At 48.1% G+C, this 25667-nt stretch carries 24 protein-coding genes; 23 read left to right on the top strand and 1 reads right to left on the bottom strand.

The window, feature by feature from the left end:
- Positions 1-103 precede the first annotated feature (103 nt).
- From LC508_RS13665 to thiI, 16 genes are all read left to right on the top strand, one after another.
- Positions 104-1615 (top strand): Na+/H+ antiporter NhaC family protein, encoded by a 1512-nt coding sequence (locus LC508_RS13665; RefSeq protein ID WP_103732593.1) that lies wholly within the window; start codon positions 104-106, stop codon positions 1613-1615.
- A gap of 161 nt (positions 1616-1776) precedes the next feature.
- A complete protein-coding gene (locus tag LC508_RS13660) occupies positions 1777-2331 on the top strand; it encodes an RNA polymerase sigma factor (RefSeq protein WP_225305378.1) in 555 nt (184 codons plus the stop codon).
- Complete coding sequence (locus tag LC508_RS13655; protein ID WP_103732594.1) at positions 2328-3545, top strand: DUF4179 domain-containing protein; 1218 nt, start codon at positions 2328-2330, stop codon at positions 3543-3545. Before LC508_RS13660 ends, LC508_RS13655 begins: the two co-directional genes overlap by 4 nt.
- Before the next feature lie 268 nt (positions 3546-3813).
- On the top strand, positions 3814-4851 hold the full coding sequence (gene hrcA / locus LC508_RS13650; RefSeq protein WP_181014503.1) for a heat-inducible transcriptional repressor HrcA: 1038 nt from the start codon (positions 3814-3816) through the stop codon (positions 4849-4851).
- Positions 4852-4898: 47 nt separating this feature from the next.
- Entirely contained in the window at positions 4899-5534 is a 636-nt protein-coding gene (grpE, locus tag LC508_RS13645; protein ID WP_033142398.1) for a nucleotide exchange factor GrpE, read from the top strand.
- Positions 5535-5681: 147 nt separating this feature from the next.
- Positions 5682-7553 carry a molecular chaperone DnaK gene (gene dnaK, locus LC508_RS13640; protein ID WP_033142361.1) on the top strand — a complete coding sequence of 624 codons (1872 nt, stop codon included), beginning with the start codon at positions 5682-5684 and terminating at the stop codon, positions 7551-7553.
- A gap of 87 nt (positions 7554-7640) precedes the next feature.
- Positions 7641-8807, top strand: a complete 1167-nt coding sequence (dnaJ, locus tag LC508_RS13635) for a molecular chaperone DnaJ (RefSeq protein ID WP_033142362.1) — start codon at positions 7641-7643, stop codon at positions 8805-8807.
- 135 nt (positions 8808-8942) lie between these two features.
- Complete coding sequence (locus LC508_RS13630; protein WP_158587220.1) at positions 8943-9941, top strand: GntR family transcriptional regulator; 999 nt, start codon at positions 8943-8945, stop codon at positions 9939-9941.
- On the top strand, positions 9938-10945 hold the full coding sequence (locus LC508_RS13625; protein ID WP_103732776.1) for a GntR family transcriptional regulator: 1008 nt from the start codon (positions 9938-9940) through the stop codon (positions 10943-10945). The genes LC508_RS13630 and LC508_RS13625 overlap by 4 nt, the downstream gene beginning before the upstream one ends.
- A 416-nt stretch (positions 10946-11361) precedes the next feature.
- Entirely contained in the window at positions 11362-13323 is a 1962-nt protein-coding gene (locus tag LC508_RS28590; RefSeq protein WP_103731483.1) for an oxidoreductase, read from the top strand.
- Between the two features lie 159 nt (positions 13324-13482).
- Entirely contained in the window at positions 13483-14838 is a 1356-nt protein-coding gene (locus LC508_RS13615) for an APC family permease (protein WP_103731484.1), read from the top strand.
- A gap of 241 nt (positions 14839-15079) precedes the next feature.
- Positions 15080-15997, top strand: a complete 918-nt coding sequence (locus tag LC508_RS13610; RefSeq protein ID WP_033142367.1) for an AEC family transporter — start codon at positions 15080-15082, stop codon at positions 15995-15997.
- A 57-nt stretch (positions 15998-16054) separates the two neighbouring features.
- Positions 16055-17008: a 50S ribosomal protein L11 methyltransferase gene (prmA, locus tag LC508_RS13605; protein WP_054351939.1), complete on the top strand. Its 954-nt coding sequence runs from the start codon at positions 16055-16057 to the stop codon at positions 17006-17008.
- Between the two features lie 11 nt (positions 17009-17019).
- Entirely contained in the window at positions 17020-17757 is a 738-nt protein-coding gene (locus LC508_RS13600; protein ID WP_103731485.1) for a 16S rRNA (uracil(1498)-N(3))-methyltransferase, read from the top strand.
- A gap of 1 nt (position 17758) precedes the next feature.
- Complete coding sequence (locus tag LC508_RS13595; protein ID WP_103731486.1) at positions 17759-18913, top strand: cysteine desulfurase family protein; 1155 nt, start codon at positions 17759-17761, stop codon at positions 18911-18913.
- Between the two features lie 19 nt (positions 18914-18932).
- A complete protein-coding gene (gene thiI, locus LC508_RS13590; protein WP_054351940.1) occupies positions 18933-20111 on the top strand; it encodes a tRNA uracil 4-sulfurtransferase ThiI in 1179 nt (392 codons plus the stop codon).
- A gap of 65 nt (positions 20112-20176) precedes the next feature.
- On the opposite strand, the gene LC508_RS13585 is transcribed toward thiI, so the two are convergent.
- Positions 20177-20413, bottom strand: coding sequence for an HPr family phosphocarrier protein (locus tag LC508_RS13585; protein ID WP_018596059.1), 237 nt, complete (start codon positions 20411-20413; stop codon positions 20177-20179).
- A gap of 164 nt (positions 20414-20577) precedes the next feature.
- Here LC508_RS13585 and mtaB point away from each other — a divergent pair, with 164 nt between their 5' ends.
- From mtaB to LC508_RS13550, 7 genes are all read left to right on the top strand, one after another.
- Positions 20578-21882, top strand: a complete 1305-nt coding sequence (gene mtaB / locus LC508_RS13580) for a tRNA (N(6)-L-threonylcarbamoyladenosine(37)-C(2))-methylthiotransferase MtaB (RefSeq protein ID WP_103731487.1) — start codon at positions 20578-20580, stop codon at positions 21880-21882.
- A gap of 120 nt (positions 21883-22002) precedes the next feature.
- Entirely contained in the window at positions 22003-22275 is a 273-nt protein-coding gene (locus LC508_RS13575; protein WP_018596061.1) for an IreB family regulatory phosphoprotein, read from the top strand.
- A gap of 2 nt (positions 22276-22277) precedes the next feature.
- Positions 22278-22712, top strand: coding sequence for a Holliday junction resolvase RuvX (gene ruvX / locus LC508_RS13570; RefSeq protein WP_033142399.1), 435 nt, complete (start codon positions 22278-22280; stop codon positions 22710-22712).
- Positions 22713-22812: 100 nt separating this feature from the next.
- Positions 22813-23079 carry a DUF1292 domain-containing protein gene (locus LC508_RS13565; RefSeq protein WP_033142373.1) on the top strand — a complete coding sequence of 89 codons (267 nt, stop codon included), beginning with the start codon at positions 22813-22815 and terminating at the stop codon, positions 23077-23079.
- A 23-nt stretch (positions 23080-23102) separates the two neighbouring features.
- Positions 23103-24770, top strand: coding sequence for a ribonuclease J (locus LC508_RS13560; RefSeq protein ID WP_033142374.1), 1668 nt, complete (start codon positions 23103-23105; stop codon positions 24768-24770).
- Between the two features lie 4 nt (positions 24771-24774).
- The gene (locus tag LC508_RS13555; RefSeq protein ID WP_033142375.1) at positions 24775-25113 is read left to right on the top strand and encodes a YlbF family regulator; all 339 of its coding nucleotides are present in this window, start codon (positions 24775-24777) and stop codon (positions 25111-25113) included.
- Between the two features lie 65 nt (positions 25114-25178).
- Positions 25179-25655 (top strand): endolytic transglycosylase MltG, encoded by a 477-nt coding sequence (locus tag LC508_RS13550; RefSeq protein WP_054351941.1) that lies wholly within the window; start codon positions 25179-25181, stop codon positions 25653-25655.
- Positions 25656-25667: the final 12 nt, after the last annotated feature.

Raw genomic sequence — 25667 nt, 5'->3', positions numbered from 1 at the left:
TGGACTGCCCATAAAAAGGGCAGAAATACAGGACCATGGCCGCTTTCAGATAACCGGTCACGGCCCTTTCTGCGTGAAAATATTATATATTGGGAGGAAACCTATGAATTACGGTATTTTAAGTTTACTGCCGCCCATCATAGCTGTTATCCTGGCAATCAAGAGCCGAAATGTGATTCTTTCCCTTTTCTGCGGAGGACTTACAGGTGTATTGATATTCAGCCACGGTAACCCGTTCTTAGCGGTAAAATCTATGATCGGTGATTATTTATTCGTACAGCTTACAGACAGCTATAATGCGGGTGTTATCGTACTGGTGGTGTTCATCGGCGGATTTATCAAGCTGATGGAAAAGTCAGGAGGCGCGCAGGCTTTCGGGCAGAGCGCATACCGCTATGTTAACACCAAGTTAAAGGCACAGCTCTGCGCATGGGCAGGCGGGATCATTATCTTCTTTTCCGACCTGGGAACCCCCCTTCTGGTGGGACCTGTGTTCCGGCCTTTGTTTGACAAGCTGAAAATCTCCAGGGAAAAACTGGCCTGGATTTTGGACTCCACCTCATCTCCGGTGGCTATTTTGATCCCGTTTATCGGCTGGGGTGTGTATATTATGGGACTCATCCAGTCAGAGTTTGACAATCTGGGCGTAAAGGCATCAGATTACACTACCTTTGTGCAGGCCATTCCGTTTCAGATTTATGCCATTCTGGCAATTATCATGATTCCGCTGATCGCATTTACAAAGATAGATTTTTTCCAGATGAAAAAAGCGGAGCAAAAGGCAGAGAAAGAAAAGGCAGATTATAACTTTACAGAGCATGAGGCGGAAAAAGAAAACACCGGGGTATACTCCAAAAAGAACGCAAAACCGATCATGGTGATCCTTCCCATCATAGTTGTATTTGTCACTTTGTTTGCCACGCTGGCACCGCTGGGATTTCCGTTTAAGAAGGTGGACGGCAACGAGTTCAGGGTTGCACTTACTATGGGATACTTTTTCGGGGCGCTGGTTCTGATCCTAATGATCTGTCTTTTCAAAGTCATGAATTTCGGCGAGACATTCAAGGTGTATGTGGGCGGTATGAAAGGGATGACGGATGTGGCAATCACCCTGATTCTTGCCTGGTCCCTGGGGAGCATGATCAGTGAACTGGGCACGGCGCAGTTTATTGTGGATGTGCTGAAATCCATGAGCTTTTCCGCGGCACTGGTTCCTGCGGCAATCTTTCTGTTCGGTGCATTCGTGTCCTTTTCCACAGGAAGTTCATGGGGAACCTTTGCGATCATGATGCCTCTTGCCATACCAATGGCGCAGGCATTCTCCATTCCGTTTGCCATTGCCGTAGGCGCGGTTTTATCCGGAGGACTGTTCGGAGACCACTGCTCGCCAATCTCTGACACCACGATCCTGTCCTCCACAGGTGCGGAATGTGATCTGGTCGAACATGTGAGGACCCAGCTGCCCTATGCGCTTGTGAACGGTGTGATCGCTCTTATTGCGTTTATCATTGCAGGGGCGACCAAGAGCGCTGTATCATTGGGATTTGCAGTTGTGGCTCTGATCGTTGTGGTATTTGTGATCAATAAAGTATTTAATAAAAAAGCAGCAGCATAAAAATGGCTGGCGCACCGGATATTACGGGACGCCGGCCATTTTTATATAAAAGATAATAACAGCAGGCGGCCGTGCTTTGGAAATGAGGTCTGGAAGAAATTAAGAATGTGTTGAAACATTTCCGGCGATCCTTAGGTCTAATAAGCAGAAACATGAAAAACATGTGGAAACGTACGTACGGAAGAAAGGAACCTGATATGAATAATCTGATCAAAAAAGCAAAGGAGAGGGATGCGGACGCATTCACGGAGCTGATGCAGTCTCAGATGCAGAACATGTACAAAGCTGCGCGTTCTCTGCTTTCCAACGAGGAGGACGCGGCAGACGCCATCTCTGAAACAATCCTCACCTGCTGGGAGAAAATAGACCGGCTCAGGGAAGATAGGTATTTCCGTACCTGGATGACCAGAATACTGATCAACAAATGCAATGACATAAGGAAGAAAAAAGAGAACCTCTTCTTCACAGACGAGATGCCTGAGGTGGAAGTAAAAGAGGAGGGCTACGGCAATCTGGAATGGAATGAGGCGCTTGATATGCTGGATGGGAAGTACAGAACTGTGATCATCCTGTACTATGTGGAAGGCTTTAAAATGTCAGAGATCGCTGAGATCCTGGAGATACCGGAGGCAACTGTCCGGACCAGGATTGCCAGGGCCAGAAAGAAGATGTCAGAGGAGTATTATCCGAAGGCAGAGAGGAGGAAATTGATATGAGCATGAAAGAAGAGGAGATGATAGAGAAACTCAGGAAAGAGGTAGAGATTCCTGATAAAGTCCGGCAGAAGGCCAATGAAGCCTTTGCTTCTATAAAAAAGGACGCGGCGGCAGGAGCGGCAGAGGAAAGAGCAGCAGAAAGAAGAACAGGGGGAAGAATGCCGGGGAAAAGGCTTTGGATTCTGGCAGCGGCAGCCATTCTTGCCTTCGGTACGGTTACCGCGGGCGGGGCAGCTTATATGAAGTGGAGCGAAAGCCTTTCCGACGGAATGGCTGTGAAGGAGGAGCAGAAGCGTGAACTGGAAGATACCCATATGGCAGCTCCCATTAATCAGTCTGTGACGGACCAGGGGGTTACGGTTACGGCAGTACAGACAATTGTGGATCAGCATTTTCTACGCATCTCTTTAAAGGTGGAGGGATATGAACCACCGCAGGGAGAACAGCCTGATTTTGGCCGGACATTGATTACCATTGATGGGAAAAATATAGACGATGAAGAAAACGAGAAGGATTATGTAAACCTTTCATCTTATTTTTTTGACAGCATTGTGCAGAGCCCTGAGGATGGAAAGGCAGTGAATCTGGACGGGACGCCGTTTACGGAAGACCAGGAGATTTCTTATGTGCTGGAAGACGGCAGTATGGAATACAATATTATTCTTTTTAACGCAGAGAGTGAAGATTATTTTATGGAAAAACCCATCCATCTGGAGCTGACAGGACTCGGTGGTCTGTATCTGGATGGATACAGACCAAATATCGAAGGGACCTGGAGCTTTGACTGGAACCTGGAAAGGTCTGACATGGTAAGAATATGCAGCCCGGGCACAGCTCTGGGAGACACCGGTGCCGTGGTGGAAAAGATAGAGATATCACCGATTTCTGCCCAGGTGGCATACCGGTTTCCGAGAACCAAGACGAAAGAGAAGGGGTATAATGACTCCGGAGAAGAGATTGATGTGGAGTTAACAGAAGATCCGCCGGAGCTGAAAGGTGTAAAGATGAAAGACGGCACCATATATTCCTATTTATACGGCGGGCCGGGCAGACGTGGATTTTCCTCAGATGAGGGGGAAGAATATGTCCACACATTCGGACTCAACAGGGTACTGGATACTGACCGGATCGAGAGCTTTTTATTTCTTAAATCCATTCCGGAGGACGGAACGCCACTGACAGAGGAAAACTATTATATAGTCCCTGCCAAATAAAGGACAGCGGGAAGAAATTACTGATATTATAATAAAACAGAGGGAATGCTGTTAATATTGAACGGCTCCCCTCTGTTTTTTTTGCGTCCCTTTTCTTTCCTATTATTGCGGATTCTGAAACTTTCTAAAAAAAATATAAAGCCCTTGACAAATAAACACGCTGGTGCTATCTTAAGAACATAGATGTTAGCACTCCATACAAACGAGTGCTAACAACACCGGAAACAACATCCGGGGCCATCAATGCGGAAGCAGAAAGGAGATTATAATGGACAGTGAACTGGATGAGCGTAAGAAAAAGATATTAAAAGCCATTATCCAGACGTATCTGGAAACCGGCGAACCGGTTGGATCGAGAACGATTTCAAAATACACTGACCTGAATCTCAGCTCTGCAACCATCCGGAACGAAATGTCAGACCTGGAGGAACTGGGGTACATTTTACAGCCCCACACTTCAGCAGGACGGATTCCCTCAGACGCGGGCTATCGTCTCTATGTGGATGAGCTGATGCGGGAGAAGGAACAGGAAGTTTCGGAGATCAAGGAACTGATGATCGAGAGGACCGACAAAATGGAGAAGGTGCTCAAACAGGTGGTGAAGGTTCTTGCATCCAACACTAACTATGCGACCATGATTACCGGCCCGACCTATCACAGGAACAAATTAAAATTCATCCAGCTTTCCAAAGTGGCTGAGATGCAGCTTCTGGCAGTTCTGGTGATTGAAGGAAATATAGTGAAGAATCACATGATAACCCTTCAGGAGCCTATGGATGATGACACAGTGCTGAAGCTGAACCTGCTTCTTAATACCCAGCTAAACGGCCTCACCATTGAGGAGATCAATCTGGGTATGATCACTAAGATGAAAGAACAGGCAGGTATCCACAGCGCGGTTGTGGGAAGCGTCATTGACGCGGTGGCCAATGCCATTGCGGTGGATGATGATGAGGTGGAGATATACACCAGCGGAACAACGAATATTTTCAAATATCCGGAGCTGGCAGACACCTCCAAGGCCAGTGAACTGATTTCCGCTTTTGAAGAAAAGCAGGAGCTGGTGGATCTGGTAAAGGATACTATGAATTCCGAAGAGAATACCGGCATTCAGGTATACATTGGAAATGAAACCCCTGTTAAAACTATGAAAGACTGCAGCGTTGTGACAGCCACATACGATTTGGGAGACGGTATGCAGGGAACCATCGGTATTATAGGCCCAAAGCGTATGGATTACGAGAATGTTGTGAACAATTTGAAGACGCTGAAGACGCAGTTGGACAATATATTTAAGAAAACCTAGAAAGGCGGTACGGATTCGTGTCAGAAGAAAAAGAATTATATGAAGAGATGCAGCCGGATGCGGCTTCTGAAGAGAAGGCAGAAGAAATCTTAGAGGAAGACGACAAGGCTCTGGCAGAGGAGGCCACCTGCGAAGAGGCCGTTGAGGAAGATGACCAGGCTGCTGAGGCAGCAGAAGGCCAGACAGAAGAGCAGGCAAAAGGAAAGACAGCCGAGAAAAAGGGCCTGTTCGGTAAAAAGAAAAAAGATAAAAAAGATGAGAAGATAGAAGAGCTCACCGATATGGTAAAGCGCCAGATGGCAGAGTTCGACAACTTCAGAAAGCGTACGGAGAAGGAAAAAGCTTCCATGTATGAGATCGGTGCGCGTGAAGTGATCGATAAGATCCTTCCGGTGGTTGACAACTTTGAAAGAGGTCTGGCTGCAGTTCCGGAAAATGAAAAGGAAAGCCCCTTTGCGGACGGCATGACAAAGATATACAAGCAGATGATGACCGTTTTTGAAGAGATTGGCGTAAAGGCCATCGAAGCAGTAGGGCAGGAATTTAATCCGGATTACCACAATGCAGTGATGCATGTGGAGGATGAAGAAGCCGGTGAGAATATAGTTGTAGAAGAGTTTCAGAAAGGTTACCTTTACAAAGACCACGTAGTGAGACACAGCATGGTGAAGGTTGCCAATTAGTTTTAGATGGTGCGCCGGAGGCGCAACCCAAATTCTCCGGCGGGACAGCCCGCTCGGATTATATCTCATAGATGAAACGCTCTGGCGGAGCGTTAAACCGCTTAGAACAGGAAAAGTAATTGATTTTAAATTCAGGAGGAATTTATCATGGGTAAAATTATAGGTATTGACTTAGGTACAACAAACAGTTGTGTAGGTGTTATGGAAGGCGGTCAGCCGGTAGTTATCGCCAATGCAGAAGGCGCAAGAACAACACCGTCCGTAGTTGCTTTTACAAAATCAGGAGAAAGACTGGTAGGTGAGCCGGCAAAACGTCAGGCCGTTACCAATGCAGATAAAACAATCTCTTCCATTAAGAGACATATGGGAACGGATTACAGAGTGGCAATTGACGACAAAAAATATTCTCCGCAGGAAATTTCTGCAATGATCCTTCAGAAACTGAAAAGTGATGCAGAGAACTACCTGGGCGAGAAAGTAACAGAGGCAGTTATCACAGTTCCCGCTTACTTCAACGATGCTCAGCGTCAGGCAACAAAAGACGCAGGTAAGATCGCAGGCCTGGAAGTAAAACGTATCATCAACGAGCCTACAGCAGCAGCACTTGCTTACGGCCTGGACAATGAAAAAGAGCAGAAGATCATGGTATACGACTTAGGCGGCGGTACTTTCGATGTTTCCATCATTGAGATCGGTGACGGTGTGATCGAAGTATTATCCACAGCAGGCGACAACCGTCTGGGCGGCGATGACTTTGACCAGAAAGTTGCAGATTACATGATCGCTGAATTCAAAAAAGCCGAAGGTGTAGACCTTTCCGCAGACAAAATGGCAATGCAGAGAATCAAAGAGGCTGCCGAGAAAGCGAAAAAAGAACTTTCTTCCGCAACCACAACCAACATTAACCTGCCGTTCATCAGCATGAACAGCAACGGACCTCTGCACTTTGATATGAACCTGACAAGAGCCAAATTCGATGAGCTGACACATGACCTGGTAGAGAGAACAGCAGAGCCGGTTCGCCGCGCACTGTCTGACGCAGGACTGAACTCTTCCGAACTGGGCCAGGTACTGTTAGTAGGTGGTTCCACACGTATCCCGGCTGTACAGGACAAAGTAAAACAGCTCACAGGCAAAGAGCCGAGCAAGACTTTGAACCCGGATGAGTGTGTAGCTCTGGGTGCTTCCGTACAGGGTGGTAAGCTGGCAGGCGATGCAGGCGCAGGCGATATCCTTCTTCTGGATGTTACTCCGCTGTCTCTGTCCATTGAGACCATGGGCGGTATCGCAACAAGGCTGATTGAAAGAAATACAACGATTCCTACCAAGAAGAGCCAGATCTTCTCCACAGCAGCCGACAACCAGACAGCAGTGGATATCAACGTGGTACAGGGTGAGAGACAGTTTGCAAGAGACAACAAATCCCTCGGACAGTTCCGTCTGGACGGAATTCCGCCTGCAAGAAGAGGTGTTCCGCAGATCGAGGTTACCTTTGATATTGATGCCAACGGTATCGTAAATGTATCTGCAAAAGACCTGGGAACAGGCAAAGAACAGCACATCACTATCACAGCAGGCTCCAACATGTCCGATGATGATATTGATAAAGCAGTAAGAGAAGCTGCTGAGTACGAAGCACAGGATAAGAAGAGAAAAGAAGCTGTAGACACCAAGAATGATGCTGACGCTATGGTATTCCAGACAGAGAAAGCTCTGGAAGAGGCAGGCGACAAGCTGGATGCCAATGACAAGACTGCCGTAGAAGCAGATCTGAACGCATTAAAAGAACTGTTAAACAGCTGTGCAAATACAGACGAGATCACAGATGCTCAGGTGGCTGACATCAAGGCCGGCAAAGACAAACTGATGGAGAGCGCACAGAAACTCTTCGCCAAGATGTATGAGCAGGCACAGGCTTCCCAGGGAACACAGGCAGGTCCGGGCCCGGACGCAGGCACTCAGGGAGGAAATGAAGCATACGGTGATGATGTGGTTGACGGAGACTACAGAGAAGTATAAAATAGCTTTGTCAGTAAATGACTTGGATGGCATGGGGTGTTTACAGCACTCCATGCCTGACTGTATGTTTAGAAAGGAATAAGACCAATGGCAGATAAAAGAGATTACTATGAAGTCTTAGGCGTGGACAAAGGCGCTGACGACGCCACGATCAAAAGCGCATACCGTAAGCTGGCAAAGAAGTACCATCCTGATGTAAACCCCGGAGACAAAGAAGCGGAGAAGAAATTCAAGGAGGCTACAGAGGCCTACGGCGTTTTGAGTGACCCGGATAAGAGAAGACAGTATGACCAGTTCGGCCATGCGGCCTTTGAAAACGGAGGTGCCGGCGGAGCAGGAGGCTTTGGAGGCTTCGGCGGTTTTGACGGCGCCGATATGGGTGATATTTTCGGCGATATTTTCGGCGATCTATTTGGCGGCGGCGGAAGAAGAAGAGCCAACAACGGCCCTATGAAGGGTGCCAATGTAAGGGCGTCCGTCCGCATTACCTTTGAAGAAGCAGTCTTTGGCTGTGAAAAAGAGCTGGATCTGAACCTGAAGGAGACCTGTAATACCTGTCACGGAACGGGTGCGAAGCCGGGAACTTCCCCGGAAACCTGTCCGAAATGCCACGGAGAAGGCCAGGTGGTATATACCCAGCAGTCCATGTTCGGTATGGTGAGAAATGTACAGACCTGTCCGGAGTGTCACGGTACCGGTAAGGTGATCAAGGACAAATGTACAGACTGCCGCGGAACCGGATACGTGAACCAGAGAAAGAAAATCCAGGTTTCTGTACCGGCAGGTATTGACAATGGACAGAGTATCCGTATCAGAGATAAGGGAGAACCGGGAACAAACGGCGGGCCGAGAGGAGACCTGCTGGTTGAGGTTGTTGTTGCCCGCCATCCCATTTTCCAGAGGCAGGATATGAACATATTCTCAACAGCGCCCATTACATTTGCGCAGGCTGCCCTCGGCGGCGAGGTGCGCATCAGCACAGTGGACGGAGATGTAATGTATGATGTGAAGCCGGGTACCCAGACAGACACAAAAGTGCGTCTGAAAGGCAAAGGTGTGCCGTCTCTCAGAAATAAGAGCGTGCGCGGCGACCACTATGTGACACTGGTGGTTCAGGTACCTACCAAACTGAATGAGGATGCCAAGGAGGCTCTCAGAAAATTCGATGAGGCCTGCGGCAACCGCCCGTCCGGCAGCACAGAGAAAAAGAAAAAGGGCTTTATGGACAAACTGAAAGAGACCTTTGAGGACTGATTCGCCTGAAATCAGCCATATCAGGAGATTGTCGGGGAGAATGTACAAATTTTCCCTCCGGCAGTCTCTTTTTTTAGATGTGGGGATATGATACAATGGATTTATCAGAGAATAAGAAAGTTTAAGGTTGTTGCGATGGAGAAAATAGAGATAGATAAGAACAGCGGAACACCGCTGTATCTTCAGCTTGCCCGGCAGTTGGAGCAGCAGGCAGCGGATGGCATCCTGGTTCCGGGGGAACGGCTTCTCTCAGAGGTCAGAATGGCCGAGGTTTCCGGTTTGTCTGTGGGTACGGTGAAAAAAGCATATACCTGGCTGCAGGACAGAGGCGTTGTGCAGAAGATCCGCGGCGGAGGTGCCTATGTGCAGAAAAAGCAGCCGGAAAACGGGCAGAGCAGGGGGAAAAGTCCTTCGGATATCGTGGAGGAAATGTTTTCAAAAGTGTCGTCCAGCGGTCTGCCCATGAACCGGGTGTTTCTGCTGGCACAGCAGGAACTGGTCAGCCATTTTCAGGAAAAACAGAAAATCTGTGCAGCACTGGTGGAATGCAATATTGAAATCCTGCATTCCATTGCACCTGTGGTGGAATCCATTCCCAATCTGACGGTGGAAACCTATGTGCTGGAGGAACTGCTCTCAGGGAGCAGAGTGATCAGTTCCAGGTGTGATCTGGCCTTTATCTCCCAGAGCCATTACCAGGAGTTCATAGGGTATGCGGATGCCCTGGGGATCCCCACTGAGACCTTTGCGCTGGTGGAGAGCAGAGAGACCATAGCGCGTCTGGCCACCATACCGGAAGACCAGCCCATCTGCATTTTGTACAGGAGCGCTACATTTTTGAAGAATGCAAGGAGGACCCTGCAGCATCTGGGCAAGACAAATGAACAGATCTGTGCCAGTGAGGAAGAGATGAGTGAGGCCATTGACAACTGCTGCCGGCAGGGAATGCCCCTGATCATTTCTCCCGATTACATAGAGTATGCAAGTGCGTGGACACTGCAGGTGGTGGCAAGGGCAAGGAAAAGCAGGAGCAGGATCATTCCCATGGAATATGAGATTGACCAGGGTTCCTGGATGCACATGGTGGAAGTGGTAGGCAAGATGGACAGACAGAAGGGAAATGGCGAAATATGAGCTGGACATTAGAAGAGAACGGAAAGATACCTGTATATCTTCAGATCGCGCAGAAGTTAATGGCAGAGATAGAGAACGGTACCTTGAAAGAGGGGGAGCGGCTTATGCCGGAGCGGAAGCTGAGCGAGAATCTGCATGTGGCCCGCAACACGGTGAAGCAGGCATATGAGGAATTGTGCAGGGAAGGCTATGCATCCACGAAAAAAGGCAGCGGTACTTATGTAGACACCAGCCGAAGAGCTGATATGGACGAAAAAGTATGCGGGGTGATTGATGATGCCATAGAAAAGCTGGCATCCATGGGCAAAAGCCAGAAAGAGATTGAGCGTATGTTCATGGAAAGCGCCTGGAGGCATGTCCCGGACAGAGAGAGGCTGAAGCTTGCCTGGATAGACTGCAGCGAGGAATTTCTGCAGGATACAGCCCGGGAGATTGCAGACTTCTGCAATGTCCATGCGGACGCGTATCTCATAGATGAAATCAGGGAAAAGCCCGGCGTATTAAACAGAGAAAAATATGACCTGTTCGCCACCACCATCAACCATCATGATGAGGTCTGGGCAACCGTGAAACATGTAGTGGAAGGCGGAGACAGGATACCGGTGGAGAAGGTGGTCCTGTCCGTATCCAATGAGACCATCAGCAATATTGCCAAGCTGCAGGGGGAAAAGCCCATTGCCGTTATTTACGGAAGTGAGTGGTACCGTTTCAGCGTGGAATGCTTCCTGAAGGAATTCGGTGTGGTCAGCCCTTATGCCTACATACCTGTAAAAAGCGGTATTTACGAACTGGAACGCAAAAACGACCGGTACCAGGCAGTCATTTTGCCGCAGAACCTCTCCTACAAAGACGGGCTTATAAGGGAGATACAGCTTTTGTGCGGAAAAAAGGGTATCAGCAGTTTTCCTTTCCACCAGTATGCTGACCAGGGTTCCCTGTTCCATCTGCGGGAGCTGGTGTTCAGAAGATGGCTGGAAGAGGGAATGGCTGCGGAGAATAGCTGAATATTTGACATGATACAGGGATATACAAAAAACAGAACAGAAAGCAAGAGAGAAGGGCAGTGTGCCGGATTATGGCGCGCTGCTTTTTCTATGTCTTCTTTTTTGGAGATTACGGAATATACATGTTGTAGGACATATAAGCGGTTATAAAATAGATTTGGTATAGACTAAAGACTTTATGGAGAATTGGAATATATTAAAAATATAATTGGAATATATTAATTTTATTTAAAATATATTGTAACTGTGAAAAATGCACAAATTAGTGAGCGTAAAATTAACTTTAATGCTGAAATAATAAAAAAATATTGATTATACTTATAAATTGTGCTAGTATCAATATAAGCCAATCGGAAAGGTTGACAAGGTATTACAACAATTAATGTATACCAATTAAAGAGAAATGAGGTGCTATTATGTCAACTAACTATCCACATTTATTCAGCCCGTTACGAATCGGAAACGTAACTCTGAAAAACCGTATCGCAACTGCTCCCATGGGATCAGAGCCTAATACATCCGGCTTCTTATCCGAGCAGAACCTTGCCGCATTTGAAAACCGTGCAAAAGGCGGTGCAGCCATTGTTACAAGAGGTGAGACTCTGGTCCACGCCCACACGGGAAGTGCCCATGGAAACCTCTGCAATCTGGACAACGAGGGATTTATGCCATCTCATCTGCAGCTGACAGACAGAATCCATCAGCACAATGCACTGGCAAATATTGAAATTTTACATAGCGGTGCCCGTGCCCATCCCCAGTACACAAACGGGATCATCTACGGACCAAGTGCACAGCCGGGTGTATACGGTGTGGATGTAACACCCATGGACGAAGACATCATGAATGAGATCGCAGATGCCTTTGCACATGGCGCTTATGTGGCAAAATTCGGCGGATTTGATATGGTCATGATCCACGGCGGCCATGGCTGGCTGCTCAGTGAATTCTTATCCCCGCTGTACAATACAAGAACAGACAAATACGGCGGTTCCATTGAAAACCGCGCCAGATTCCCGCTTATGGTCATTGACCGTATCCGCAAAGCTGTGGGACCCAACTTCCCCATTGAGATCCGTATCTCAGGTGATGAATTCATGGAAGGCGGCTACGGCATAGAGGATGCCATTGAATTTGCGAAAATGCTGGACGGCAAAGTGGATCTGATCCATGTATCCGCCACTTCCTTCCGCGATGTGAACTCCGGATGCCGTATGTTCCCGTCCGCATTTTTGCCGCACGGTGTCAATGTATATCTGGCAGAGGCCATTAAGAAACATGTGAAGACACCCATCGCGACGGTAGGTGCCCTGTCTGATCCGGCAGAGATGGAAGACATCATTGCATCCGGCAAGGCAGACGTGATCTATGTAGGCCGTCAGATCCTGGCAGATCCGGAATTCCCGAACAAGGCAAAAGCAGGACGTTTCGATGAGGTTCGCCCGTGCGTGAGATGTAATCACTGCCTGTCTCTGGATTTCGTTCCGTATGTAGATATGTGCTCCGGCATTTCCCAGTGTGTGGTAAATCCGGAAGTCGGACGTGACTTAAAAGAAGGTATGTACCAGCCAAAACCACAGCCTAAGAAAGTGCTGGTGATCGGCGGAGGCCCGGGCGGTATGCAGGCAGCCCTGAAAGCGGAAGAGCAGGGACACGAAGTTATTTTGGTTGAGAAAGCGGACCGTCTCGGCGGTATGCTCAACGTGGCTGTCCACGATGTTTCCTTCAAAGAGGATCTCGGAAGTTATCTGCAGTACCTGATTCGCATGGTGGAGAGAAAAGCAATCCAGGTACGCCTGAATACAATTGCAACACCGGAGTTGATCCGGGAGATCGCACCGGATACAGTAGTCTGCGCAGTGGGCGCAGAACCGATCATCCCAAGGATCCCGGGAGTTGACAGAGAAAATGTAGTAAAAGTCACACAGCTTCGCGACCCGGACCTGAAATTCGGAGAGAAAGTCGTTGTGATCGGCGGCGGTCTTGTGGGATGCGAGGAAGGTCTGGCCCTGGCTATGGAAGGAAAGGATGTGACCGTTCTGGAAATGCAGGATAAACTGGCTCCGGACGCACCGATCCTGCATCTGAAAGCCATGATGCTGGAATACGAAAAACGCACAGAGAATTTACATCCGTATACAGAAGTCACAGTTACCTCCATTGAGGATGACGGTGTACACGCAAAAGATAAAGACGGCAAGGAGGTCATCTATCCGGCAGATACGGTTCTGTTGTCTGTGGGCATGAGATCCAAGATCGATGAGGTGGAGAAACTCCGCACAAACGACGCGGAATTTATCACAGTAGGTGACTGTATCAAACCGGGCAAGATTCTGCAGGCAGTAAGCGGCGGATATTTTGCAGGAAAATACGCATAACGGCAGGACATAGACATAACCTCTTCTCTAATGCACTGTCTCCCGGGGAATGCAGATTCCCCGGGGCGGGCAGTACAGGGGGAGTCTGTGCATCTTTTGGTTTAATCAGATGCAGTTATGTCTATATACAATATTAGCGTATAAAAGAGGAGGGAATATATGTCTGAAGTTGCTTCAACCAAAGAACTAAAGAGGGTATTAGGCAGAAAAGAACTGCTGTCCATTGGTATCGGACAGACGATCGGTTCCGGTATTTTTGCCATGGTAGGTATCGGTATTGCCATGACAGGAAGGTCAGCCAGCATTTCCATGCTGATCGCCGCTATTTTTACTATTTTTACCAATATTCCGTTGATATTTGTAGCAGGTACGGTTCGTCTGAGAGGCGGTTTTTACACACAGCTTGCACTTCTGGGGAATGATGTCAGCGCAGGATTTTTCGTTATCGTTCATATCCTGTCCTGGACGGCACTGGCTATGTACGCGCTTAGCTTTGCGGATTATATGCTGGGCCTGATCCCGGCATTGTCTTCCAACGGCTTTGTACGCCAGTTGATCGCACTCATCGTGCTGACCGTCTTCTATATCACGAACCTGATGGGAATTGAGGGAGCAGCCAAACTGCAGAACGCCATGATGCTGATCATGATTCTGGCCCTGACAGCATTTATCGTGTTCGGTCTGCCCCATGTGACTCCGACTTATTTTGAACAGCCGGAATTCATGACCCACGGTGTGAAATCCATGTTGTCCGCAGGTGCCCTGTTTACCTGGGCCGTAGGCGGAGCGAACGTTGTCATCCATTTGGGCGCGGAGTGTAAGAACCCCACCAAGGATATTCCGTTTGTCATCATTGTAGCTACCTGTATCATCGCTGTATTCTATGCAGGTCTGGTAGTGGTTGCATCCGGCGTTCTTCCGGTAGCGGAAGTTGCCAATCAGCCGCTGACACTGGTATCCGCGGAAGTGCTTCCGTATCCGCTGCATGTATTCTTTATTGTCGGCGGTGCCATGTTCGCACTGTCCACAACCCTGAACTCTGCACTTGGCTGGGTTACAAAACCGATCCTGCAGGCAGCAGTTGACGGATGGTTCCCGCCTAAGGTTGCTACGATCCATAAGAAATACAAAACACCTACAGTCATCCTCACCATGTTCTACCTGGAGTGTGTGATCGTTATCCTGTTCAATGTTCCAATCTCCACGATCGGCAATATGGCAGTTATCTTAAACAACGTATTCTTTGCAATACTGGCGTTTACCTCCTACAATATGGTCAAGAAGATTCCGGATGTGTGGAACAAATCCAGGTTCCATGTAAGTAACGGCGTGCTTCTGTTCTGGGCTGTAATAGGCGGTATCTCCCTGATCCTGCAGACAACACTTCTGTTCAGTGATCTGAAACCGTGGGAGTTTGTTGCCAATGTAGTGGTACTGGTATTTGGTCTTGCATACGCGTTTTTCCGCAAAAGATCCGGAAAAGTCCATATGGAAGTCAGCTACGAGGAAGCATAAGAAGACCCATAAAAAGGTCAGTAAAAAGGCGGAGTTTTGCTTCGCTGTATCAGAAAAACAGAGATGTGATCCTTTTCGGAGGCCGCGTCTCTGTTTTTTTATATTGGCTCTCCGTTTCTTTTATCGTTGCATTCCTCATATTTTTTATATATAATAGGAATATTGGATGTAATTATCAGGACAACAGACAATTACAGCGACAGACAATTATAATGATAACAAAAGCGGAGAGTGTGGAAAAATGAGCGGTCTTGTAGTTATGAAGCAGATGATAATAATATTCGCGTTGATTATGGCAGGGTTTCTGCTGTATAAAAAGCATATCATATCCTCAGCTGCATCCAAAGACATGTCAGCATTGGTATTGAACCTCTGCTCCCCGGCTTTGATCATATCCAGCATGTTCAGTGACCTGAGCACCATATCCAGAAAAGATGTGGGCCTGGTGGCCCTCATAGGCGTTCTCTGTTTTGCATTTCTCATCATACTGGGATATGCTCTGACGAAGATCCTGCGGGTGCCTGTCTCCCAGAAGGAGGCATACATTCTGATGACTGTATTCGGCAACCTTGGGTTTATCGGGCTGCCTGTGGCCTCCGCGGTGCTGGGGCCAAAATCCATGGTGTATGTGATCGTCTTTAACTTTCTGTTCAATGTGGTGATCTTCACCTTTGGTATCATGCTGGTGAAAAAAGGCGTGGAAGGGGTGGAACAGTCCTGGACAGATATTTTCAGCCCCGGCTTTATTGCCTGCATCACAGCCTTTTTTATCTACTGGTTCCATATCAGGATTCCGGCAGATCTGCAGTCACTGGTAAACTACTGCGGCAATGCGTGTACGCTTTTGTCATTGCTGGTGATCGGTATGTCCCTGGTGGGAATGAACCTGGGAAGTGTGTTCAGGAACAGGAGGCTTCTGCTTTTCACAGCCATCCGTTTTCTTGCAGTGCCCATAGCCCTGGCCCTGCTTTTGAAACCTCTGCTGCCGGATTATATTATGAGGGCATCCATTGTACTTATGATGTCTCTGCCTGTGGCCAATATGCCCATGATGATGGCCGAGCAGTACGGGAAAGAGACCGCAGCCATATCCGAGGGGATCATTTTGTCCACTGTGCTCTCGGCTGTTACGATCTCCCTGGTATTTTTATTTGTGTAGGCAGGACAAGATTGATTTCACTGGCTGCGATGGCAGCAGGAAAGGAGAATATAATATATGAAATGGAATAAATTCACACTGAAAACAAAGACCGACGTGGAGGACATCATTATCTCCACACTGGCGGATATCGGCATCCAGGGTGCTGAGATAGAGGATAAACAACCTTTGACAGAGGAGGATAAAAAGCAGATGTTTGTGGACATCCTGCCGGATATGCCCGAGGATGACGGTGTGGCATATCTGAATTTCTATCTGGATGAGGATGAAAATGTAGAGGAAATGCTGGAGAAGGTGAATGCCGAGCTGTCAGAACTCCGCAATTTCGTGGATATCGGTGAGGGTACCATCACCACATCCGAGACAGAGGACAAGGACTGGATCAACAACTGGAAACAGTATTTCAAACAGTTTTACGTGGATGATATTCTGATCATTCCCTCCTGGGAGGAAGTAAAGGAGGAGGACAGGGACCGCATGATCATCCATATTGACCCGGGAACCGCGTTCGGAACGGGCATGCATGAGACGACACAGCTCTGCATCCGCCAGCTTAAGAAATATGTGACATCCGAGACAGAGCTTCTGGATGTGGGGACGGGAAGCGGCATTCTGTCCATTGTGGCCTTAAAGCTGGGAGCAAAACACGCAGTGGGAACTGACCTGGACCCATGTGCAGTACCGGCTGTGGAGGAGAATAAGGAAGTGAATGATATTCCTGCAGCGAGCTTTGACATGATGATCGGAAACATCATTGATGACAAAGCCATTCAGGACAGGGTGGGATATGAGAAATACGATATTGTGGCAGCCAACATTCTGGCAGATGTGCTGGTGCCGCTCACCCCGGTCATTTTGAACCAGCTGAAAAAGGGTGGTATTTATATCACATCAGGTATCATTGATGACAAGGAAGAAACTGTGGTGAAGGCAGTGAAGGATGCTGGCCTTGAGATCCTTGAGGTGACACATCAGGGTGAGTGGGTATCCGTGACTGCCAAAAAGAAATAAGGAGCGTTTTCATGTACCGTTTTTTCGTAGAGCCTTCCCAGGTGGAGGATCACACCATCCGCATCCTGGGCAGTGATGTAAACCATATTAAAAATGTGCTCCGCATGAAAACAGGAGAGGAGATCCTCATAAGCTCAGGGGATGATCTGGAGTATGCCTGCTACATTGAGGAGCTGGGTGACAAGGAAGTCCTGGCGCATGTGATGTATGTGCAGGAGGCAGGATATGAGCTGTCTTCCAGGATTTATCTGTTTCAGGGGCTTCCAAAAGGTGATAAGATGGAGCTGATCATCCAGAAGGCCGTGGAGCTTGGAGTCCATGAGGTGATTCCCGTGGCAACCAGGCGTGCTGTGGTAAAGCTGGATGGAAAAAAAGAAGAAAATAAGATTCGCCGCTGGCAGGCCATTGCCGAGAGCGCGGCAAAGCAGTCAAAACGTATGTATGTGCCGGAAGTCAGACATGTGATGCGTTTTAGCGAAGCCGTAGAGCATGCGAAAGAGCTGGACGTGGTGCTTCTGCCCTACGAACTGGCAAAAGACATGAAAGAGACAAAGAAGATCATTGATCAGATAGAACCGGGCCAGTCCATCGGTATTTTTATCGGACCGGAGGGCGGGTTTGACGAGGAAGAAGTGCGTATGGCGGCAGACATGGGGGCCAGGGCCATCACACTGGGAAAACGAATTCTGCGGACAGAGACAGCAGGGCTTACCGTCCTCTCTGTCCTGATGTTTGCACTGGAGGAATAGAATGGAAGCGTATCTGGACAACTCAGCCACCACAAAATGTTTTGAAGAGGTAAAGGACATTGTGGTGAAAACCATGATGGAGGATTACGGCAACCCATCAGCCATGCATTTAAAAGGCGTGGAAGCGGAACGGTATGTGAAGGAAGCAGCCTCCGCAATTGCCAAAACCCTGAAAGTACAGGAGAAAGAGATTTTCTTCACCTCCGGTGGAACAGAATCGGACAACTGGGCCCTTGTGGGTACTGCGTATGCCAACTGCAGGCAGGGAAAGCACATCATTACCACATCCTTTGAGCACGCGGCAGTCTCTGCCCCTCTGGAATGGCTGAAGGAACAGGGGTATGAGATCACGGTCATTCCGGTGGATGAGAGAGGAAATCTGTCCCTGGAAAAACTGGAGGCAGCAATCCGCCCTGATACGATCCTGGTATCCACCATGTATGTGAATAATGAGATGGGAGCGGTTGTGCCTGTGGAGGCAGCGGCTAAGCTGGTACATGACAGGAACCCGAAGACCGTATACCATGTGGACGCCATACAGGGATACGGAAAGTACAGGATCTATCCGAAGCGTATGGGGATCGATCTGCTCTCTGTGAGCAGCCATAAGATCCATGGGCCGAAGGGCGTGGGATTCCTGTATGTCAGCGAAAAGGTTAAGATCCATCCCATGATCCTGGGAGGCGGGCAGCAGAAGGGCATGCGTTCCGGCACAGACAATGTACCGGGGATTGCGGGCCTTGGCACTGCGGCACGCATGGTCTATGAGAACCATGAGGAAAAAATGGAAAAGCTGAGAGCGCTTAAGACTTATCTGGCAAAGAACCTGTCGGAAATGGAGCGGGTGGTTATCAACGGGCCGCTGCCAAAGGACGGGGCACCTCACATTATAAATGCCAGCTTTCTGGGCGTGAGGAGCGAAGTGCTGCTGCACACCCTGGAGGACAAGGGAATCTATGTATCTGCGGGAAGTGCCTGTTCCAGCCATAAGCGGGCAGCAAGCGCCTCCATGACAGCCATATCCGCCGACCAGGAACGGCGGGAATCGGCCATTCGTTTCAGCCTCAGTGAATTTACCACAAAAGAGGAGCTTGATTATACACTGGAGCAGATCAGAACTGTACTGCCTGTGCTCCGAAAGTATGCAAGGCACTGATAAAGGAAAGGAATAGAATATGTATAAAGCATTTTTAATAAAATACGCGGAGATAGCGATCAAGGGAAAGAACCGCTATATCTTCGAGGACGCTCTGGTGGACCAGATCCGCCACGTGTTAAAGGGCGTGGATGGAGAATTTGACGTGGTGAAGGAGAGGGGCAGGATCTATGTGTTTGCCCGGGGAGAATATGATTATGAGGAGACTGTGGAGGCGCTGAAGCGGGTGTTCGGTATCTTCGGCATCTGTCCTGCTGTTGTGCTTCAGGACCAGGGATACGAGGAGCTGGCGAAGGCCGTTGTATCCTACACACAGGAGGTTTACGGTGATAAGACCATGACCTTTAAGATGGATGTGAGGAGAACGAAAAAGAGTTATCCCATGAATTCCATGGAACTGAATGCGGAGCTGGGCGGAGAGATCCTGGATGCCTGCCCCAATATGAAAGTGGATGTGCACAAACCGGATGTGTTTATCCATGTGGAGATCAGGGATAAGATATATCTGTATTCCCAGGTGATCCCGGGGCCCGGCGGCATGCCTGTGGGCACCGGCGGCAGAGCCATGCTTCTTCTGTCCGGCGGCATTGACAGCCCGGTGGCCGGCTATATGATCGCAAAACGCGGTGTAAAGATTGACGCTGTGTATTTCCACGCGCCGCCGTACACCAGCGAACGCGCGAAACAGAAGGTTGTGGACCTGGCTAAACTGGTGGCACGCTACAGCGGCCCCATCCGTCTGCATGTGGTCAATTTCACGGATATTCAGTTATATATTTATGAAAAGTGCCCTCATGAGGAGCTGACCATCATTATGCGCCGCTATATGATGAAGATCGCTGAGGCATTTGCGGAGAAGGACGGCTGTCTGGGACTGATAACCGGAGAGAGCATAGGACAGGTTGCAAGTCAGACCATGCAGAGCCTGGCAGCCACAAATGAAGTGTGCACCATGCCTGTATTCCGCCCGGTGATCGGATTTGACAAGCAGGAGATCGTGGATGTGGCTCTGAAGATCAACACATATGAGACTTCCATCCTTCCCTATGAGGACTGCTGTACCATTTTCGTGGCCAAACATCCTGTGACAAAGCCGAGCCTGAAGGTCATCAAGCGCTCTGAGGAAAAACTTCAGGAGAAGATAGAAGAGATGATGGAGGAAGCCATCCAAACGGCAGAGACGATCATCTGTGAATAAATAAGCAGAAAAAAAGGACTGCCCTCGGGCAGTCCTGGCTGTTGCTTTGTCGGAATGAATCTCGATTAGTCTACTAAATATGGTTTTAATACAGTTAAGATGTCATCTAAAGCGCCATCAGCTGCATGGATGTTCAAGTCAATAGCTTTGGATAAATCTAAGCTGAAGATACCCATGATGGACTTAGCGTCGATAACGTATCTTCCGGATACTAAATCAAAATCATAATCAAATTTTGTAATTTCATTCACGAATGATTTTACTTTGTCGATAGAATTCAGTGAAATTTTTACTGTTTTCATTGGAAAAATCCTCCCTTACCTATTCCGTTTTTTGCTTCTTACAAGACTTATGTTACCGTTTATGGCAAAAAAAGTCAATATAAAAAAGGGAGAAATAAAATACAAAGAATATGACAACTATTCGTCAAAACGCTTAACGAATTATCACGATAAAGAGGTTTAGAATGAAAAAAAAAGTAGCATTGCACAATTTGGGCTGTAAAGTCAACGCTTACGAGATAGAAGCCATGCAGCAGATGCTGGAACAGGCAGGGTATGAGATCGTGCCTTTTGCGCCCGGGGCGGACATTTATATCATCAATACCTGTACGGTCACCAACATTGCGGATAGGAAATCAAGGCAGATGCTCCACAAGGCCAAGAAGATGAATCCGGATGCCGTGGTGGTGGCAGCAGGCTGCTATGTACAGGCAAAAAAAGATGAGGCACAGATAGACAAGGCCATTGATATTGTGCTGGGAAACAACAAAAAACAGGATCTGCTGGCTGTATTAGAGCAGTATGACAGGGAAAAGGGCCAGGAAAAAGAACTGATAGACTTAAAAGAACCGGTGGCATATGAGGAACTGAAGCTCTCCTCCACAGGGGAGCACACCAGAGCTTACCTGAAAGTGCAGGACGGATGCAATCAGTTCTGCAGCTACTGTATTATCCCCTATGTGAGGGGGCGTGTGAGAAGCCGGAAAAGGCAGGAAATCGTGGACGAGGTGAAACGGCTTGTTAAGAACGGCTACCAGGAATTTGTCCTCACAGGCATCCACCTGAGTTCCTACGGTGTGGACTGCAGTGATTCGCTTCTTCAGCTCATTCTGGCTGTCCATGAGATCGAGGGAGTGAAAAGAATTCGCCTGGGATCTTTAGAACCCCGTATTATTACGGAAGAATTTGTCAAAACTATAAGCAGCTTATCTAAAATATGTCCTCATTTCCATCTGTCCCTGCAGAGCGGCTGCGATGAAACCCTGAAACGCATGAACAGGAGATACACTGCCGAAGAGTATCTGGACGGCTGTGCACTTCTGCGTAAATATTTTGACCATCCGGCTCTCACCACAGATGTGATCGTGGGATTTCCCCAGGAGTCAGAGGAAGAGTTTGAAAAGTCCAGAGACATGATAGAGCGTGCAGGCTTTTACGAGACCCATATCTTCAAATATTCCAGACGGGAGGGCACCCGGGCCGACCGCATGGAAGGACAGATACCGGAACAGATAAAGTCAGCCAGAAGTCATGTGCTGATCGAGCTGGGAAAACAGCAGAAACAGAAATTTATGGAATATTATCTCGGCAGGGAAGTGGAGGTCCTCTTTGAGGAGCAGGCCCAGATTCATGGTAAAACATACTGGATCGGCCATACCAGAGAGTATTTGAAAGTGGCAGCAGAGACAAAAGAAAGCCTGGAGAATTGCATAAAAATTGGCAAAATTGGCGGATTTGTCGAAGATGGCGTTTTTATTTGCGCAATATAATGGTTGAATTTCCCTCCAAGATATATTAGAATAAGGATATGGTTTAGAGAACTATCCGGCGGTTGCGATCCGAATAGGTAACCCGAATAGTTACAAGTTTAGATAAGGGCGTGAGAGATTATGGAGAATAATTTAGGAAATACTCAATATTTCAAAGTGAAGACAGAACCGGAAGTCCGGGTAAAGGAAGTTCTGGACCTGGTATACAATGCCATGGCGGAGAAAGGATATAATCCGGTAAACCAGATCGTTGGCTACATCATGTCCGGCGACCCGACTTATATCACCAGCTACAAGGGTGCCAGAAGCACCATTATGAAAGTAGAGCGTGATGAGTTAGTGGAGGAGCTTTTGAAGGAGTATATCAAGAACGAATCCTGGAAGCGTGACTGATGATGAGAATCATGGGACTTGACTATGGCTCTAAGACAATAGGGGTGGCGATCAGCGACCCTCTGGGTCTTACTGCCCAGGGAATCGAAATTATCCGTCGGGAAGATGAAAATAAACTCAGAAAATCCCTTCGCCGGATTGAGGAGCTTGTAAGCGAATATCAGGTGGAAGAGATTGTTCTTGGATTTCCCAAGAACATGAATAACACCATAGGAGAACGGGCGCAGAAGTCTCTGGAGCTGAAGGAAATGCTGGAGAGAAGATGCGGACTGCCTGTGATCATGTGGGATGAAAGGCTGACTACTGTTGAGGCCAACCGTACGCTCATGGAAAGCGGTGTGCGCAGAGAGAACAGAAGTAAATACGTGGATATGATAGCTGCAGTGTTTATTTTGCAGGGCTATCTGGATGCAAAAGCAAACCCGGGTACAGTTTGATTTCAGCTTGATACCGTATTTGGACTATTGAGGGAAAGAAGGCTCGTTTCCGGGTTTGGGCGTTTATGCACGTAAAAAGAACGACAGAAAGGAAGAATGTATGGAGACAATTATTTTTGATGGAGAAGACGGAACAGAATTGGAGTTAGGAATTCTGGAACAGACAAGAGTGAACGGAAGCGTATATCTGCTGGTAGTGGATCCCGACGATTCGGACGATGAAGGGGCAGCAGCATATATTTTAAAGGACATTTCAGAGGATGGCGAAGAAGAAGGCTGCTACGTGTTCGTGGAAGACGATACGGAATACGATGCGGTTTTTAAGGTCTTTGAAGCCATGTTAGAGGACATTGAATTTGAAAATTGAACGGAGAAATTGGAGGAATTAACTTGAAAAAAAACAACAACTCAAAATTGAAGATCATTCCTTTGGGCGGGTTGGAACAGATAGGAATGAATATTACTGCCTTTGAATATGAGGACAGTATTGTCGTAGTGGACTGCGGTCTGTCATTTCCGGAGGACGATATGCTGGGAATTGACCTTGTTATACCGGACATCACATATCTGAAGGACAATATTGACAAAGTCAAAGGTTTCGTTATCACCCATGGTCATGAGGATCATATCGGGGCGCTTCCTTACGTGATGAAGGAGATCAATATCCCTATCTATGCAACAAAGCTTACGATCGGATTAATCGAGAATAAATTCAAAGAGCATAACCTGCTTAGAAGTACCAAGAGAAAAGTGATCAAACATGGACAGTCCATCAATCTGGGCTGCTTTCGTATAGAATTTATCAAGACAAACCACAGCATTCAGGATGCCTCCGCGCTGGCAATTTATTCACCTGCGGGAATCGTGGTGCATACCGGTGACTTCAAAGTGGACTATACACCTGTGTTCGGAGACGCCATTGATCTGCAGCGGTTTGCGGAAATCGGAAAGAAAGGTGTACTGGCACTTATGTGCGACAGTACCAATGCGGAGCGCAAGGGATTTACCATGTCCGAGCGCACGGTTGGAAGGACCTTTGACAATATATTTGCAGAGCATAAGAATACCAGGATCATCATTGCCACCTTTGCATCCAATGTAGACAGGGTGCAGCAGATCATTAATTCTGCTTACAAATACGGCAGGAAAGTGGCTGTGGAGGGCCGAAGCATGGTCAATGTCATCGGAACAGCCTCTGAACTGGGATATCTGAGGATTCCGGACAAGACGCTTATTGAGATTGACCAGCTTAGGAATTATCCGGACGAGAAGGTGGTGCTGATCACCACGGGAAGCCAGGGCGAGTCCATGGCAGCCCTGTCCAGGATGGCAGCCAGCATTCACAAGAAAGTGACGATCAAGCCCAACGATACGATCATTTTCAGTTCCAACCCCATTCCGGGTAATGAAAAGGCAGTATCCAAGGTGATCAATGAACTGAGCATGAAAGGCGCGGACGTTATTTTCCAGGATGCCCACGTATCCGGACATGCCTGCCAGGAGGAGATCAAGCTGATCTATTCCCTGGTAAAACCCAAATATGCCATTCCGGTGCACGGTGAATACCGCCACCTGAAAGCCCAGGCAGGTCTTGCCCTGGATTTGGGGATCCCGAAAGAAAATGTGTTTATCCTGCAGTCCGGCGATGTGCTGGAACTGAATGAGGAGGAACCTGCTAAAGTTACAGGCAAAGTGCGCACAGGCGCTATCCTGGTTGACGGACTTGGTGTGGGCGATGTGGGAAATATCGTGCTTCGTGACCGCCAGCATCTGGCAGAGGACGGTATCATGATCGTGGTGCTGACTCTGGAGAAGCGTTCCAGCCGTCTATTGGCAGGACCGGACATAGTCTCCCGTGGTTTTGTGTATGTAAGGGAATCGGAAGATCTGATGGATGAGGCCAGAATTGTGGTGGAGGACGCCATTGATGTGTGCCTGGACAAGCATATAACAGACTGGGGCAAAATCAAGAATGTGATCAAGGACTCCCTGGGTGAATTTTTATGGAAGAGAACCAAGAGAAATCCCATGATTCTCCCCATCATCATGGAGGCTTAGGAAGATGAGTATAATCGATGTCTGCGTGGACAAGCTGGTGCATGCAATCAAGAACGGCGTTGTCTACAAGCAGTACTGCACGGCTCTGGAAGAGATCAAGGCGGTCCCGGGGCTGAAGGAACAGGTAGATGAGCTGCGCAAGCTGAATTATCAGATTCAGGCAGAAGGTGACGATATCAATCTCTATGATGCGATTGATGATATAGACAGCAAGATGGATGAACTGTGCAGGATTCCGGAGGTAAACCGTTTCCTGGAAGCGGAGCTTACGCTGTGCAGACAGCTTCAGAGTATTGATGCTTCCATTCATCAGGGAATACAGTTGGATATTCCGGATCTTTAACAAAACAAGCTGTTTTCGGCCGGCGCTTTTCATGCCGGGAGGGAACAGGTTATAAGGAGAACAACATGGCAAAAGGAATCAGAAAACAGGGTGCGGCATCTATAATGGCAAGCGGATTTTTCAGACTGGCAGTTTATGCCTGTATTATATTCGCAGTCATTTTTGTGGGCAAGTCTGCCTATGATTTCGGGTATGCGATCTTCAATGAGGTTCCGATGGCTGAGGGAGAGGGAACAGATATCACGGTTGTGATCAAGGATGGTTCCTCTGTCTATCAGATAGGCAAGATTCTGAAGAAGAAGGGCCTGATCGAGGACGCAAAGGTCTTCGTAGTACAGGAGAAACTGTCCAATTATAAGAAGAAACTTCAGGCAGGTACCTATATTCTGAATACCAATATGACGGCAGAAGAGATGATGGCAATTCTGGCCCGGGAGAATGTGGACGGCCAGCCCACCCAGGGTGACGGTACAGACGGCAATTCGGCTGTACAGGACACCTCGGAGACCGGCGGGGAAGGCACAGACCAGGGAACAGAATAGCAGAGGAAATAA

The organism is Blautia parvula, from assembly GCF_020215665.1.
In the GTDB taxonomy this organism is placed as follows: domain Bacteria; phylum Bacillota; class Clostridia; order Lachnospirales; family Lachnospiraceae; genus Blautia; species Blautia celeris.
Note: the sequence above shows the minus strand (reverse complement) of the source record. Positions and strands in the feature narration are given on the sequence as shown.